Source organism: Ensifer sp. ZNC0028, from assembly GCF_000799055.1.
Classification (GTDB): Bacteria; Pseudomonadota; Alphaproteobacteria; order Rhizobiales; family Rhizobiaceae; genus Ensifer.
Window position 1 is genome coordinate 138,104 of record NZ_JTLA01000035.1, and the last position, 14,068, is coordinate 152,171.

The window sequence follows — 14,068 nt, forward strand, 5'->3', positions numbered from 1 at the left end:
GGACGGCCGTAGGCCTTTGGTTTTGTTGCCATGCCCGCATTTGGAGCACATCGCTCGAATGCGGGCATTTGCGTTAGCAGGAAATTCACGCATTGCGTGCAAAGCTCAGGATCTGTCAATCCAGGTTCTGAGGATCGCATGGCCTACAAAGACAGTGTCGAGCGGGCGACGCAGCGCACGCAAACGAAAATTACAGGTACGGTGACCGTCAAGTCCGGCTCCAGCAGCGGCATCGTCAAGGACCTTTCAGCCGAGGGCATCTGCTTTCAGCTGCTCTTCGACATCGGCGCCAAGACGGGACAGGAAGTGACGATCAGAAGCGAGGAGCTCGGCTTCCTGACCGGCATGGTCCGCTGGTATCGCGGGGACAAAATCGGCATCAAGCTCAACCTGTCGTCCAACACGGCGGCGCAGATCTCATCCTATTACAAGCACTTTCGCTAGGCCGGGCATCTCGGCAAGCACGCCAAAGGCGCCGCAGGTCGATCGACATGCGGCGCTTTTTCCGTTGAGCGGTTATCCTGCCTTCGGTTGTCAGCGATCAGTGTGACCGCGCGCGCGGACCGGGTTCCACCATCTTGCGATAGAGGTGCCAGGTGGCGTGTCCGAAGATCGGCATGATGACGGCGAGGCCGACAAAGACCGGGATCGAGCCGATGACTAGGCCGGCGGCGATGATGAAACCCCAGACGGCGACGGGCACCGGGTTGACGAGCGTTGCGCGAATGGACGTCTCGACCGCCGATACGGCGCCGACGTCCCGATCGATCAGCAACGGGAACGACACGACGGATGTCGACAGAACGATGACGGCGAAGACGAAGCCAACGGCGTTGCCGACGAGGATCAGGTTCCAGCCCTGTTCAGTGCCGACGATACCGTTCCAGAAGGCTGCGATCGAATCCGGTGGTTCCGCCCCGAAGATCTGCACATAGAGCGCCTGGGCGACCAGCAGCCAGATGATGAAGACAACGAACAGCATGGCGGCGACGGCCATGATCGACGGCAGCGCCGGAGAGCGATGCAGGCGAAGCGCGTGTGGCCAGGAGTAGTCCATGCCGAGTTCTCGCCGTCGGCTGATCTCGTAAAGGCCGATCGCGGCGACCGGGCCGATCAGCGCGAAGCCGGAGACAAGAGGATAAAGCAGCGGCAGCATGTTGGCGCCGGCGCTCCAGGTGATCAGAACGACACCGGCTATCGGGTAGATCAGGCAAAGAAAGACGTAGTGTGATGGTTTCTCGCGAAAATCGTCAAAGCCCAAGCGTAAGGCGTCGAATACATCCGCGACGCCAATCTTTTTTATTCCGGGATGGGCGACACTCGCGTCCGCTCCCGACAGGACATGGAATGTTGTCATGGCTCACACTCCTCAACGAACCAGAGCGGCCACGGAACAGAGTTGCGGCGAACCAAGCCGCACCATCCGCGACCGTCCGTTCGATTATACAGAAAATGCGACCGCTGTCGCCTGCCGCCTCTCGCCACGTTAAGCAGCCGCTTGGAACGCGAAACATCGGGGCCGTCAGCCGGGCTCCCATGGGCGTCGTCTGGGCCGTGATGAACGGGTTGGGCCACAGGCCTTGACTTCCGCGCCTTTCAGCGCCACATCGCGGGCACCATGAAAGTTTCCGACGCCCATATCCTCATCGTTCCAGGCTACACCAACTCCGGACCGGAGCACTGGCAGACGCGCTGGGAGCGCAAGATGTCGACCGCACGCCGCGTCGAGCAGGCGGAGTGGGCAAAGCCTGTCCGTGACGATTGGGTGGCGCGCATGGTCGACGAGGTCAATGCGTCGGAAAAGCCCGTTGTCATCGTCGCCCATTCGCTGGGCGTTGCGACGGCCATCCACGCCCTGCCACATTTCAAGAAGCCGATTGCCGGCGCTTTCCTGGTGGCGCCGCCGGATGTTGCCAACCCGGCGATCCGTCCGAAGCATCTGATGACCTTCGGCCCCTATCCGCGCGATCCGCTTCCCTTCCCGTCCTTGATGGTCGCCAGCCGCAACGATCCCTTCGGTTCCTACGAGCATGCGGACGACATCGCCAACGCCTGGGGTTCGCTGCTTGTCGATGCCGGAGAATCCGGTCACATCAACACCGAGTCCGGCCATGGGCCGTGGCCGGAGGGCACGATGGTGTTTGCCCAGTTCCTGAGCCGGCTTAAACCCTGACGCGCCGCGGCCACCTGTTGCGGCCATATTAATCCGACGTTCATTGTCCGCGGTCATCATCGCCGGCACGATGCGACTCGTCTCATGATGGTGCCGAGCGTTGTCGAACCTTGATCTGCGCCCGCATTGACCGGATCCTTCCGTTTGGTCGTCCGGCCGCAGATACTGGACATGGGAAGTGGCCGTAAACGAACGTCTCACCAAAGGTGCGCAAAACGCACCGGCGCATCCGGATGCTCTGACGCAGGCCACCCTGGAACGGTTGCCGGCAAACGCCGTCATTGTCGATGCGCACGGACGGATCCTGGCTGCCAACGCCCGCGCCTGCGACGTGTTCGGCCGCACGCCTTCACAGTTGCGACACGCCTTTCTGAGCGACTTCGTGGCGGACGAGGACCGGCCGCGCGTGCCGCCGCGCGCAACGTCGGCGGTCGCCGAGACGATCCATTTCCTCGGCCCCAGCCGCTCTGCGCCGATGCTCGTTGCCTGTTCGCCGGTGCGGCTTGGCGATGAAGCCGCCTCGCTGCTGCTGATGTTGCCGGCCGACGATTTTGTCAACGAGATCGCCGGGTTGCGTAACGACGAGACCCGCTGGAAATATGCCCTCGACGGCGCGCTTGAGGGCGTATGGGATCACGACTTCGAAACCGGAGACCTGTTTTATTCGGCCACCTGGAGGCGGCTTCGCGGCCTGCCCGAAGATGCCCAGGTCGACGGTACGCTCGAAAACTGGATCCAGAACGTTCACCCCGACGACCATGCGCATGTGCGCGCGGCGATCGAGCGGCAGGATTCCGGCGAAGCGATCTTCAACACCTTCGAGTATCGAGAACGCCACGCCGACGGTCACTGGATCTGGATCGAAAGCCGCGGCGCCTCCGTTGCCTACTGGCCGGACGGCAGGCCGAGCCGCATCATCGGGACGGATACCGACATCACCGCCCGCAAGGAGGCCGAGGCGCGGCTAGAGGAAGTCTCCCGCCGCCTGAGGCTGGCGCTCGGCGTGTCGAAGATCGGTGTGTTCGATTTCAATCTCGATGCGCTGCGCGACGACTGGGACGAGCGTATGTTCGAGATCTATGGTCTCGACCCCGCCGATGGCGCGCCGACCTCGGAGACCTGGGAGAACTGCCTGCACCCTGACGACCGCGACGCCGTCATTGCCAGAACCAATGAAGGCATCGCCTCGGGAAAGCCCTACTCCAACGCCTTCCGCATCGTGCGCCCGGACGGGTCCGTCCGTCACATCCGTTCCAATGCCGCGACCTATGTCGATCATCTCGGCACACGCAAGCTCATCGGCGCCAATTGGGACGTCACGGAAGACATTGCGCTGCAGGAGGAGTTGCGCCAGGCGAAGGCATCGGCCGAAGCGCGCAACCGTGAACTCGAGCAGGCCCGGATCCGGATCGAGTACAACGCGCTGCACGATTACCTGACCGACCTGCCCAACCGTCGCTACCTGGATCAGATGCTGACGGAGAATGTCGCCGTCAACGCGATCCTGCATATCGACCTCGATCGCTTCAAGCAGATCAACGACACACTCGGCCACCAGGCCGGCGACGCCATGCTGACGCATGCGGCCGCGATCCTGCGCGCGCACGCCCGCCACGACGATTTCATCGCCCGCATCGGCGGTGACGAGTTCGTCATCCTCTGCCGCCGCGACCGCGACCTGCCGCAACTGACCGAGCTTGCTGAGCGCATCGTCCATGCCTTCCGCCGCCCCATCCCCTATGACGGCCAGCTCTGCCGCCTGGGTGCGAGCATCGGCATCGCCTTCAGGGGCGGCGAGGACTTCGACGCCAAACAGCTGCTGATGAATGCCGACATCGCCCTCTATCGGGCAAAGAGCGTCGGGCGTGATCGCGTCGAGGTGTTTTCCGAGCTCATTCAAACCCAGATCCTCAACGCCAAGCGCATCGGCGACGACATTCGCCAGGCGATCGAGGAAGGGCAGTTCACGGTCTACTACCAGCCGCAGTTCCACGCGCGCTCGCTGGAGATATCCGGCGTCGAGGCACTGGTGCGGTGGAACCACCCGGAGCGCGGCATTCTCGCCCCCTTCCATTTCCTGAAGGTGGCCGAGGAGATCAACGTCCTGCCGGCGATCGACAGGAAGGTGGTCGAGCTCGCCTATCGCGACTTTCAGTCCTGGCAGAAGGAAGGGCTCGGGGTTCCCAAGATCTCGGTCAACATGTCGTCGCCGCGGCTGCGCGATCCCGGATTGATTGCTGATCTGCGCGACATGCGGATCCCGCCGGGCATCCTTTCTTTCGAGCTTCTGGAGTCGATCTTCCTCGATGATCCGGAAGACGAAATCGCCGAAACCATTTCGGCGCTCGGCGACCTCGGCATCGAAATCGAAATCGACGATTTCGGCACCGGCCATGCTTCGATCATCGGCTTGCTCAACCTCAATCCGGCCCGGCTCAAGATCGACAGGGCGCTCGTCGGCCCGATGACCGAAAGCGCCAAGCAGGCAAAGCTGGTGCGGGCGATCATCGACATCGGCCACTCGCTCAACATCGCGGTCGTGGGTGAAGGTGTCGAGACCTGGGAGCATGCGGCGATGCTGCGGGATCTCGGCTGCGACGTGCTGCAGGGCTACGCGCTTGCGCGGCCGATGGACCGGCTGGAGCTGGAGCAGCGCTTGCGCCGCGGGTGGAAGCCGGTGTTCGGCGGTCCGGACAAATAAAAACCGCCCGGCCAGAGGGACGGGCGGCGCTTCAATGGTTCTGGCAACAGCCTTTCGGCTTACTTGCTCTGCAGCTGCTGGACGGCTTCGCCGAGCAGTTCGAGCATCCGCACGCGGATCTGCTCTTCGCTCTGGGCAACGCCTGCCGCGTCGAAATCCGCCTTGATCTTGCGAACGACATCTTCATGGCCGGCTTCTTCGAAATCCGCAGCCACCACTTCGCTGGCATAGGCGTCGGCGTCGGCCTTGCCGAGCAGGCCGGCGGCCCACAGACCGAGCAGCTTGTTGCGACGCGCTTCAGCCTTGAACCTCAGCTCTTCGTCCATCGCAAACTTTGCTTCGAAGGCCTTTTCGCGATCCTGCATCGACGTCATCAATCAATCTCCCTGAGAATTCCATGTCTGAAATCAGTTTATCGCCATAAATCAAAACGCGGGTCAAACTGCAATGCGAAGTTTTTCGGATCGATGACTTTCGTGTTACCTTTGAATGGTTTCCTCGGTCGCGTTCCCTCCCGGAAAGCATCGCGGCATCCGGTGCGTCGAGGAGGACACGCAGTGCCCCATGCAAATCAGGGGACTGGAACATAGGCCGATTGTGAAATCGGTTCTTTTCAGCTATGGACCGCGAGAGATACTCCACGTGCGCGCCCCAAGAGCGCCAGTAAACACAGAGACAAATCCATGAATCGTCGCCGCCGTATCTACGAGGGCAAGGCCAAGATCCTCTATGAGGGTCCCGAGCCGGGCACGCTGATCCAGTTCTTCAAGGACGACGCGACCGCCTTCAACAAGAAAAAGCACGACGTCATCGACGGCAAGGGTGTGCTGAACAACCGGATTTCCGAGTATATCTTCACGCACCTCAACAAGATCGGCATCCCCACGCACTTCATCCGCCGCCTCAACATGCGCGAGCAGTTGATCAAGGAAGTCGAGATCATCCCGCTCGAGATCGTCGTGCGCAACGTCGCCGCCGGCTCGCTGGCCAAGCGTCTCGGCATCGAGGAAGGCACGGTCCTCCCCCGTTCGATCATCGAATTCTACTACAAGGCCGATGCGCTCGAAGACCCGATGGTCTCCGAAGAGCACATCACGGCGTTCGGCTGGGCAAGCCCGCAGGAACTCGACGACGTCATGGCGCTCGCCATCCGCATCAACGACTTCCTTACGGGCCTGTTCCTCGGCGTCGGCATCCAGCTCGTCGATTTCAAGATCGAGTGCGGCCGCCTGTTCGAAGGCGACATGATGCGCATCGTGCTTGCTGACGAGATCTCGCCGGACAGCTGCCGTCTCTGGGACATCGAGACCCGCGAGAAGCTCGACAAGGACCGTTTCCGCCGCGACCTCGGCGGCCTCGTCGAGGCCTACCAGGAAGTCGCCCGCCGTCTCGGCATCATGAATGAGAACGAACCCGTGCGCGGCACCGGTCCGGTTCTCGTGAAGTAACTTCGGGGAAAATCAAAGTGATCAAGGCACGTGTAACCGTGACGCTGAAGAACGGCGTTCTCGATCCGCAGGGCAAGGCAATCGAAGGCGCGCTCGGTGCGCTCGGCTTCGACGGCATCGGCCAGGTTCGCCAGGGCAAGGTCTTCGACCTGCAGATCGAATCCGCAGACAAGGCCAAGGCCGAGGAAGACCTCAAGGCCATGTGCGAAAAGCTGCTCGCCAACACGGTGATCGAGAACTACAGCATCTCCTTCGCCTGATCCTACAGGCGAAGAAGGCGTTCCGCGTCTTCGGGCGCGGAACCAGACGTTTACGAAATGCCGGAGCAGCCGCTGGTCCCATGGGAAACGCCGCTGCCATCGTCGCAGCAGATGCCTGGCTCGTCCGAGTGCGGCATCAAGATTGATCTTGCCGTATCGGAGACAGAGATATGAAGTCAGCCGTCGTCCAGCTTCCGGGCCTCAACCGCGACCGCGACATGATCGCGGCCCTCACCAAGATCTCCGGCAAGGCGCCTGTCACCGTCTGGCAGACCGAAACCGATATTCCGGATGTCGATCTGATCGTCATTCCCGGCGGCTTCTCCTATGGCGATTACCTGCGCTGCGGCGCGATCGCTGCGCGCATGCCGGTCATGCAGGCGATCAAGGCCAAGGCGGAAAAGGGCGTCAAGGTTCTCGGCGTCTGCAACGGCTTCCAGATCCTCGTCGAGGCGGGGCTCCTGCCCGGCGCGCTGATGCGCAATGCCTCGCTGAAATTCGTCTGCCGCGAGATCAAGCTCGAAGTTGTCAACGCCGACACCGACTTCACTCGCGCCTACTCCAAGGGCCAGATCATCCGGTCGCCGGTCGCCCACCACGACGGCAACTACTTCGCCGATGCCGAGACGTTGAAGACGATCGAAGGCAATGGCCAGGTGGTCTTCCGTTATGCTGAAGGCACCAACCCGAACGGTTCGATGAACGATATCGCCGGCGTCATGAACGCTGAAGGTAACGTTCTCGGCATGATGCCGCATCCGGAAAACCTGATTGAAGCCGCCCATGGCGGTTCCGACGGTCGCGGCCTGTTTGCGTCTGCCCTCGAAGTAATCGCCGCTTAACCATCCGGCTGGTAGAAGGCATTCGACCCATCCCCATTTGCGAGCGAGACCGTCGATGCCTTCATTTGCCCCTGCACGCCTGACCGGCCTTGCCTGCACGGCCTTCGGTCTTGTGCTTCTGGCCTCGTGCCAGTCGCCGAAGCCGCCGGCACCAAGCCCGAACACGGCGGCGCTGCCGACCATGGAACGCGTGGCTCTCGGTGCCAACAGCTGCTGGTTCAAGTCGGGTGACGCCGAATTCAAGTCCTATCGCCTGGCGCCCGAGCTCAACTCCTTCTCCGGCCGTCCGCGCATCCTGATTGTCCCGCGCAAATCGCCGGAGGCACGCCCCCTCGCCGTCGTTCAGGCCGAGGGTAATCCGGCCCGCCTGCAAGCCTTCGGGCCGCTGATGAGCGAACCGACGGGAACGCGCATGGCCGCCGACATCAAGCGCTGGGCTGCTGGCGGACAGGGCTGCAAATAGCCCAAGCTGAACGTGTCGAATTGATCCAAGGGCCGGTTGACCTCAAGGTTGCCGGTCCTTTTGCATTTCGGACGGTCGTTCCGATCCGATCGGTCAGCGCCAGAACGGGACAGACGATTCCTGGCGCGCGTCCTTCTTGCAAACGCCGATATCCTGGAGCTGCCACTCACTCAATTCCCCGAGCGCCAGCCGGCCGCGCCGCTTTGCAGCCAGCGTGCAATAGAGGCTCCAAAGACGCTTCAGCAGGCTTTCGCGCTCGTCCGAATAGTCGCCACCCAGCGATGCGCCGGTGGAGCCTGCGGACTTCGCCTCCGAGTGGGACAAACAAATTGTATCCATTGTACTCATTGATAACCCCAATGCAGCGATTGCTATCGTTGTATCGGTGATAATTGACATATTTCGCGCTGTAATCTAAAGAATTGTCACTATGACAAATTGGCTCCCGGACATTCAGCAAGGTCATGGCCCGCTCTACGCGCGCATCGCCGACCAGATCGAACAGGCAATCGGCAGCGGCGCCCTGCCCGTCGGCGCCAAATTGCCACCGCAACGCAACCTCGCCTACGATATCGGGGTGACAATCGGCACGATCGGGCGCGCTTACAATATCGTCCGCGAGCGCGGGCTGGTGAGTGGCGAGGTCGGACGCGGCACCTATGTGCTCGACCATCCCGAAAGCCGGCCGCCGGAGCAATCGGATCCGCTGACGACGTCGCTTGCCGGCACCCGCCCCCTGGTCGCGCCCGTCGGCAAACTCAGGTTCGACAGCACAGCGGCGCCGGACATCGGCCAGGGAACGGTGCTGAGCGAAGTGTTGGGTGAGATCAGCCACGAGCATCACGCCGACATCGCCAGCTACGCGCGGAACTTCCCGGATCATTGGTTCGAAGCCGGGTGCCAATGGTTGGCGCGCGGCGGGTTTCGCCCCAAGCCTGAGAACATCGTGCCGACGCTCGGCGCCCATGCGGCCGTCGTGGCGGTGATCGCGGCGGTGACCGCCCCTGGCGATCGCATCGCCTTCGAGACCCTCACCTATTCGCAGGTCAGCCGCAGCGCCGGCCTGATCGGTCGCCGCACGACGCTGGTCGAATCCGACGCCTTCGGCATGATGCCCGACGACTTCGAGCGCGTCTGTGCGCAGCAGCATCCCAAGCTCGCCTTCCTGATGCCGAGCGCGCAGAACCCGACGGTGGCCGTCATGCCGCTCGCCCGGCGCCAGGCGATCGCCGATATCGCCCGCAAATACGGTGTCTGGCTGGTCGAGGATGATCTCTATGGCGCCATGACCGGCGACCAGACGCCGCTGCTCGCCGAGCTTGCGCCCGAACGCACCTTCCTCGTCGGCGGTCTTTCGAAGTCCGTTGCCGCCGGTGTTCGCGGTGGCTGGGTCGCCTGCCCTCCGCATTTCGGCCAGCGCATCCGCATCGCCCACAAGATGGTCAGCGGCGGCCTGCCGTTCATCCTTGCGGAACTGTGCGCGCGCCTGGTGCTCTCCGGCTCGGCTGCGGCCTTGCGCAGCCAGGGCATCGAAGAGGTTCGTGCCCGCGAGGCCATGGCGCGCGAAGTCTTCGAGGGCATCGAGTTCGCCTCGCATCCCTGCATTCCGTTCCTCTGGATGAAGCTGCCGGACCCCTGGCTGTCCGGCACCTTCAAGCAAGCGGCGTTGCAGGAAGGCGTGCTCGTCGACGACGAGGACGAGTTCAAGGCCGGCCGTACCGATCGCGTCTTCCATCGGATCCGCATCGGCTTCTCTTCGCCACCGCAGCGCGCCGAAGTCAGGGCTGGCTTCCAGACACTGAAGCGGCTGCTCGACAGCGGCCGAGCCGGTTACGACAGTTTCGAGTGACGATCGAAATCCACGGGGTGACTTTCGCGCAAGCTTACGCAAGATACTATTTTAGCAGTATCGCGTAGATGATTCGCCCCTAAGGATTTCGCATGCCGCTACCGTTTCGCCCGGTCTCGTCCCGGCTGATCGCACCCCTCCTTTTCGTTACGACCACGTCCGTCATCGCCGCGCCGGCGCTGGCTCAGGACGGCGTCTTCGACGAAATGCGCTTCGGCGTGACGACATCGATCGCCAGCGGCGGCAAGCAGGAAGACGGCGTGTTTCCGTCTTTCACGCTCTACTTCGATCCGTTCAATGCGGATGGCGCGGCAGATTTCGGCGAGAAGCTGTTGCGGCCGCGCGTCTATACCGGTGCAGCCGTCGCCACCGCGTCGAACGGCGTCAACCAGGCCTATGCCGGCTTGAGCTGGACCTTCGACATGACGCAGCGCCTCTTCGTGGAGTTCGGCGCGGGCGGCACGGTTCACGACGGCGATCTCGACGATCCCAACGGTTCCGGTCCGCAACTCGGCTGCCGCTTCCTCTTCCGCGAATACGCCGCTGCCGGCGTGCGCCTCGACGAACACTGGAACGTCTCGGCGACCGTGGAGCATGCGTCGCATGCCAATCTCTGCGACGGTCCCAACAACGGCCTGACACGCGCCGGCCTTGCGCTCGGCTACAAGTTCTAAGGCTGCATCCTGCCGTAGCCTTCGGCAAAGTTCGATGCGGGCGTCAACCACAGTTGGTCGCCCGCATTTTTCGTAGTGGCTGCGTGCAAGTCCTTCCGCACCTGCTCCGCGCCGCGATCAATATCCGCGCTCGCAGCTTTAGGCGGCCGATGGCCGACCCGATTTGAAACCGAAAGCATCAGCCCACCTGTCGCCCCAGGCTGCGAGTTCCGCGCCCGCGGCAAGCGTCGCTAACAGCGTGGTCTTCAGCCTGCTGCCGTCAAAACTGTTCGGCTTTGTCGGGTCCTTGGCGACCTCGAGCAACTCCTTCATTGCGGCGGTCGCTTCGTCCTGGGCTGCGGTATGACGTGCCCACAGGGCGCCACGGGTACTGTTCCCATTGATGTCTTCAATGTTGAGTATGTTTGATGAACCGTTCGAGTAGCGGAAGCCGATGACGATCTCGTCATTCGTGAACTTTTCGCGGTTCCCCTTGATGAATTTCAACAGGGCATTCGTGATCGCATTTTCATCCGCGATGCCCGGGCGCTTCACCTTTTCCGCCTTCACCAGGTCCGCAAAGCGACTGCCATCCTGGCCAATGAGCGACTTCAACGTGTCTTTTACGCCGGGATCGCTCGACTTGAAGCCGTCGGAATCGAGGAATTTCAGCGCATCCGAGACGATGTCGTCATTGGCCTGCTTGATGTCCAGGAGGCCGCTGGTGATCTGAGATGCGGCTTGCGTCTTCACCGGGCTGTCACCGCCTGCCACCTTGTAGATGATCGCCGCAATCGCATCGATTGCGTTCGTCTGGCCGCCGGTTTCGGGTGCCGGCGCTTGCGCCCGCTGCAGGATCAGCAGGGCTGCGCTGTTCGTGGCGCCAATGGATGTCATGCGCGTTCCTCATCCCTCCGCCGCTGCATCATCCGCGGGAAAGTACGTCAGTTCGGGCTTCATGCGCGAATCGGTGGCTGCAATGCGTGAATACAACCGTAGGGCGCACTTCTTAACAATGCGCGAAGATTGTTCGCAGGCACAATCAATGCGCGAAAGTTCTTTCTTGGTTTTCGGCCGTAAGATCGACGCGCCGGTCCACAGGGTGCCGCGAGCTTCGGAGGCTCTCCGCAAAGCAACATAAGCGGGTCAACCGCTGTTGATCGCCCGTATTTTTCTGTCGCGCCGCGCCGCAGCATAGGTTAAAGAAGCCGCAAAGCGCCCCCTGTTTCTGTTGCGGTTCGCACGCGCCATATTCCTCTTTCGTGGATTGCGCGCCGCCCGAAGGATTTGACGGTCGACGATGACGATTTCCAACACCCGCCCCATCACCCCGGACCTCATCGCATCGCACGGGCTGAAGCCCGATGAATATGAGCGCATTCTCGGCCTGATCGGACGCGAGCCGACCTTTACCGAACTTGGCATCTTCTCGGCGATGTGGAACGAACACTGCTCCTACAAGTCCTCGAAGAAGTGGCTGCGCACGCTGCCGACCAAGGGTCCGCGCGTCATCCAGGGGCCGGGCGAAAATGCCGGCGTTGTCGACATCGATGACGGCGATTGCGTCGTCTTCAAGATGGAGAGCCACAACCACCCGTCCTACATCGAGCCCTACCAGGGGGCGGCGACCGGCGTCGGCGGCATCCTGCGCGACGTCTTCACCATGGGCGCCCGTCCTGTCGCCGCGATGAACGCGCTGCGCTTCGGTTCGCCTGATCATCCGAAGACCCGCCACCTCGTTTCCGGCGTCGTTGCCGGCGTCGGCGGCTATGGCAACTCCTTCGGCGTGCCGACCGTCGGCGGCGAAGTCGAGTTCGACGCCCGCTACAACGGCAACATTCTGGTCAACGCCTTTGCTGCCGGCCTCGCCAAGAGCGACGCCATCTTCTACTCCAAGGCCGAAGGTGTGGGCCTCCCGGTCGTCTATCTCGGTGCCAAGACCGGCCGTGACGGCGTCGGCGGCGCAACCATGGCGTCTGCCGAGTTCGACGAGTCGATCGAAGAGAAGCGCCCGACCGTTCAGGTCGGCGACCCCTTCACCGAAAAGTGCCTGCTCGAAGCCTGCCTCGAGCTGATGACGACCGGCGCCGTCATCGCCATCCAGGACATGGGCGCTGCCGGTCTCACCTGCTCGGCCGTCGAAATGGGCGCCAAGGGCGACCTCGGCATCGAGCTCGACCTCGACACCGTTCCGGTGCGCGAAGAGCGCATGACCGCTTACGAAATGATGCTGTCGGAAAGCCAGGAGCGCATGCTCATGGTTCTTGAACCGGCAAAGGAAGAAGTCGCCAAGGCGATCTTCGTCAAGTGGGGCCTCGATTTCGCCATCGTCGGCAAGACCACCGACGACCTGCGCTTCCGTATCCTGCACCAGGGCGAAGAAGTCGCGAACCTGCCGATCAAGGAACTAGGCGACGAAGCCCCGGAATATGATCGTCCCTGGACCCCGGCCAAGACCGCGGCACCGCTCGCAACCAACGACATTCCGGCAGCCGACGTCGCCGACGCGCTCGTCAAGCTCGTCGGTTCGGCCAACAACTCGTCGCGCCGTTGGGTCTACGAACAGTACGACACGCTGATCCAGGGCAACTCGCTGCAGCTGCCGGGCGGCGACGCCGGCGTCGTGCGCGTCGAAGGCCACGCCTCCAAGGCGCTCGCTTTCTCGTCCGACGTGACGCCGCGCTATGTCGAAGCCGATCCTTACGAAGGCGGCAAGCAGGCGGTCGCCGAGTGCTGGCGCAACCTGACGGCAACCGGATCGCTGCCGCTGGCAGCCACCGACAACCTCAACTTCGGCAACCCGGAACGTCCTGAAATCATGAGCCAGCTGGTTCATGCCATCAAGGGCATCGGCGAGGCCTGCACCGCGCTCGACTTCCCGATCGTGTCCGGCAACGTCTCGCTCTACAACGAGACCAACGGCCAGGCGATCCTGCCGACCCCGACAATCGGCGGCGTTGGCCTGATCAAGGACTGGTCGAAGATGGCGCGCATCCGCTTTGCTGCCGAAGGCGAAACCATCCTCGTCGCCGGCGCCCCTGCCGGTCTCGGCTCGCACATCGCCCAGTCTGTCTACATGCGCGACGTCCACGGCCGCACCGACGGCCCGGCACCGCATGTCGACCTCGCCCACGAGCGCAAGGTTGGCGACTTCGTCCGCGGCCTGATTGTCGACGGTCTCGTCACCGCCGTGCACGATTGCTCGTCGGGCGGCCTGGCGCTTGCCGTTGCCGAAATGGCGATGGCTTCAGGCATCGGCGCCTCGGTCGACGCAGTGGCCGGCCATGATCCGATCGCGACCTTCTACGGCGAAGACCAGGGCCGCTACGTCGTGACGGTTGCCGCCGGTGCGCTCGATGTTGTTGCTGCCCGTGCGAAGGCTGCCGGCGTCTCGCTTCCCGTCATCGGCAAGACCGGTGGCGACGCCGTCAAGCTTGGCGATGCCAAGGCCGTGTCGGTCGCGGATCTCCGCGCCGCCCATGAAGGCTGGTTCCCGGACTTTATGCAGGGCGACGTCGCGCCTGAAAACTAAGAGATCGAGGACGGGAGCTGCGGTTTCTGCGGCTCCCATATCTCTTTTGCGGTGCCTGCTTGCAGGCGTTGCCGGGAGCGATCATTTGATCGTGTTCACGCTGGCAACAGCCCTGCCTCACCCAATTCAGCAATTGCGTTCCGCCCC

The 14,068-nt window shown here is 62.7% G+C and carries 15 protein-coding genes; 10 read left to right on the top strand and 5 right to left on the bottom strand.

The genetic code is table 11. The features are described from left to right. Positions 1-138 precede the first annotated feature (138 nt). A complete protein-coding gene (locus L981_RS09735) occupies positions 139-444 on the top strand; it encodes a PilZ domain-containing protein (RefSeq protein WP_034794416.1) in 306 nt (101 codons plus the stop codon). A 97-nt stretch (positions 445-541) separates the two neighbouring features. Here L981_RS09735 and L981_RS09740 read toward each other — a convergent pair whose 3' ends face one another. After that, complete coding sequence (locus tag L981_RS09740) at positions 542-1,357, bottom strand: DUF2189 domain-containing protein (RefSeq protein ID WP_043614499.1); 816 nt, start codon at positions 1,355-1,357, stop codon at positions 542-544. A gap of 261 nt (positions 1,358-1,618) precedes the next feature. On the opposite strand from L981_RS09740, the gene L981_RS09745 reads away from it, so the two are divergent. Together L981_RS09745 and L981_RS09750 are read left to right on the top strand one after the other, a co-directional pair. Beyond that, positions 1,619-2,173: an alpha/beta hydrolase gene (locus L981_RS09745; RefSeq protein ID WP_043614501.1), complete on the top strand. Its 555-nt coding sequence runs from the start codon at positions 1,619-1,621 to the stop codon at positions 2,171-2,173. A gap of 178 nt (positions 2,174-2,351) precedes the next feature. Continuing rightward, positions 2,352-4,874: an EAL domain-containing protein gene (locus tag L981_RS09750; protein WP_052201698.1), complete on the top strand. Its 2,523-nt coding sequence runs from the start codon at positions 2,352-2,354 to the stop codon at positions 4,872-4,874. A 59-nt stretch (positions 4,875-4,933) separates the two neighbouring features. Here L981_RS09750 and L981_RS09755 read toward each other — a convergent pair whose 3' ends face one another. After that, positions 4,934-5,248: an ATPase inhibitor subunit zeta gene (locus tag L981_RS09755; RefSeq protein WP_043614504.1), complete on the bottom strand. Its 315-nt coding sequence runs from the start codon at positions 5,246-5,248 to the stop codon at positions 4,934-4,936. 309 nt (positions 5,249-5,557) lie between these two features. Between L981_RS09755 and purC the strand changes: the two genes are divergently transcribed. The 4 genes from purC to L981_RS09775 all read left to right on the top strand — a co-directional run bounded on the left by purC (position 5,558) and on the right by L981_RS09775 (position 7,887). Further along, entirely contained in the window at positions 5,558-6,322 is a 765-nt protein-coding gene (gene purC, locus L981_RS09760; RefSeq protein ID WP_043614507.1) for a phosphoribosylaminoimidazolesuccinocarboxamide synthase, read from the top strand. A gap of 17 nt (positions 6,323-6,339) precedes the next feature. Beyond that, positions 6,340-6,582 carry a phosphoribosylformylglycinamidine synthase subunit PurS gene (purS, locus tag L981_RS09765; RefSeq protein WP_034794427.1) on the top strand — a complete coding sequence of 81 codons (243 nt, stop codon included), beginning with the start codon at positions 6,340-6,342 and terminating at the stop codon, positions 6,580-6,582. A gap of 170 nt (positions 6,583-6,752) precedes the next feature. After that, a complete protein-coding gene (gene purQ / locus L981_RS09770) occupies positions 6,753-7,424 on the top strand; it encodes a phosphoribosylformylglycinamidine synthase subunit PurQ (protein ID WP_043614510.1) in 672 nt (223 codons plus the stop codon). 55 nt (positions 7,425-7,479) lie between these two features. After that, positions 7,480-7,887: a hypothetical protein gene (locus L981_RS09775; protein WP_043614513.1), complete on the top strand. Its 408-nt coding sequence runs from the start codon at positions 7,480-7,482 to the stop codon at positions 7,885-7,887. A gap of 93 nt (positions 7,888-7,980) precedes the next feature. On the opposite strand, the gene L981_RS35525 is transcribed toward L981_RS09775, so the two are convergent. Then, positions 7,981-8,211, bottom strand: coding sequence for a DUF1127 domain-containing protein (locus L981_RS35525; RefSeq protein WP_043614515.1), 231 nt, complete (start codon positions 8,209-8,211; stop codon positions 7,981-7,983). A 106-nt stretch (positions 8,212-8,317) separates the two neighbouring features. Between L981_RS35525 and L981_RS09785 the strand changes: the two genes are divergently transcribed. Beyond that, positions 8,318-9,736: a PLP-dependent aminotransferase family protein gene (locus L981_RS09785; RefSeq protein WP_043614519.1), complete on the top strand. Its 1,419-nt coding sequence runs from the start codon at positions 8,318-8,320 to the stop codon at positions 9,734-9,736. A 92-nt stretch (positions 9,737-9,828) separates the two neighbouring features. Beyond that, positions 9,829-10,410, top strand: coding sequence for an acyloxyacyl hydrolase (locus tag L981_RS09790; RefSeq protein WP_043614521.1), 582 nt, complete (start codon positions 9,829-9,831; stop codon positions 10,408-10,410). Positions 10,411-10,548: 138 nt separating this feature from the next. On the opposite strand, the gene L981_RS09795 is transcribed toward L981_RS09790, so the two are convergent. Together L981_RS09795 and L981_RS34440 are read right to left on the bottom strand one after the other, a co-directional pair. Continuing rightward, positions 10,549-11,142, bottom strand: coding sequence for a hypothetical protein (locus L981_RS09795; protein WP_156134024.1), 594 nt, complete (start codon positions 11,140-11,142; stop codon positions 10,549-10,551). 393 nt (positions 11,143-11,535) lie between these two features. Then, positions 11,536-11,703 carry a hypothetical protein gene (locus L981_RS34440; protein ID WP_156134025.1) on the bottom strand — a complete coding sequence of 56 codons (168 nt, stop codon included), beginning with the start codon at positions 11,701-11,703 and terminating at the stop codon, positions 11,536-11,538. On the opposite strand from L981_RS34440, the gene purL reads away from it, so the two are divergent. Then, entirely contained in the window at positions 11,690-13,921 is a 2,232-nt protein-coding gene (gene purL / locus L981_RS09800; RefSeq protein WP_043614527.1) for a phosphoribosylformylglycinamidine synthase subunit PurL, read from the top strand. The two genes, L981_RS34440 and purL, sit on opposite strands and share 14 nt — an antisense overlap. The last annotated feature ends 147 nt before the right edge of the window (positions 13,922-14,068 follow it).

Coding starts and splice junctions, on each gene's coding strand:
- L981_RS09735 (WP_034794416.1), top strand. CDS start 139: ATGGCCTACAAAGACAGTGTCGAGCGGGCGACGCAGCGCACGCAAACG.
- L981_RS09740 (WP_043614499.1), bottom strand. CDS start 1,357: ATGACAACATTCCATGTCCTGTCGGGAGCGGACGCGAGTGTCGCCCAT.
- L981_RS09745 (WP_043614501.1), top strand. CDS start 1,619: ATGAAAGTTTCCGACGCCCATATCCTCATCGTTCCAGGCTACACCAAC.
- L981_RS09755 (WP_043614504.1), bottom strand. CDS start 5,248: ATGACGTCGATGCAGGATCGCGAAAAGGCCTTCGAAGCAAAGTTTGCG.
- purC (WP_043614507.1), top strand. CDS start 5,558: ATGAATCGTCGCCGCCGTATCTACGAGGGCAAGGCCAAGATCCTCTAT.
- purQ (WP_043614510.1), top strand. CDS start 6,753: ATGAAGTCAGCCGTCGTCCAGCTTCCGGGCCTCAACCGCGACCGCGAC.
- L981_RS09775 (WP_043614513.1), top strand. CDS start 7,480: ATGCCTTCATTTGCCCCTGCACGCCTGACCGGCCTTGCCTGCACGGCC.
- L981_RS09785 (WP_043614519.1), top strand. CDS start 8,318: ATGACAAATTGGCTCCCGGACATTCAGCAAGGTCATGGCCCGCTCTAC.
- L981_RS09790 (WP_043614521.1), top strand. CDS start 9,829: ATGCCGCTACCGTTTCGCCCGGTCTCGTCCCGGCTGATCGCACCCCTC.
- purL (WP_043614527.1), top strand. CDS start 11,690: ATGACGATTTCCAACACCCGCCCCATCACCCCGGACCTCATCGCATCG.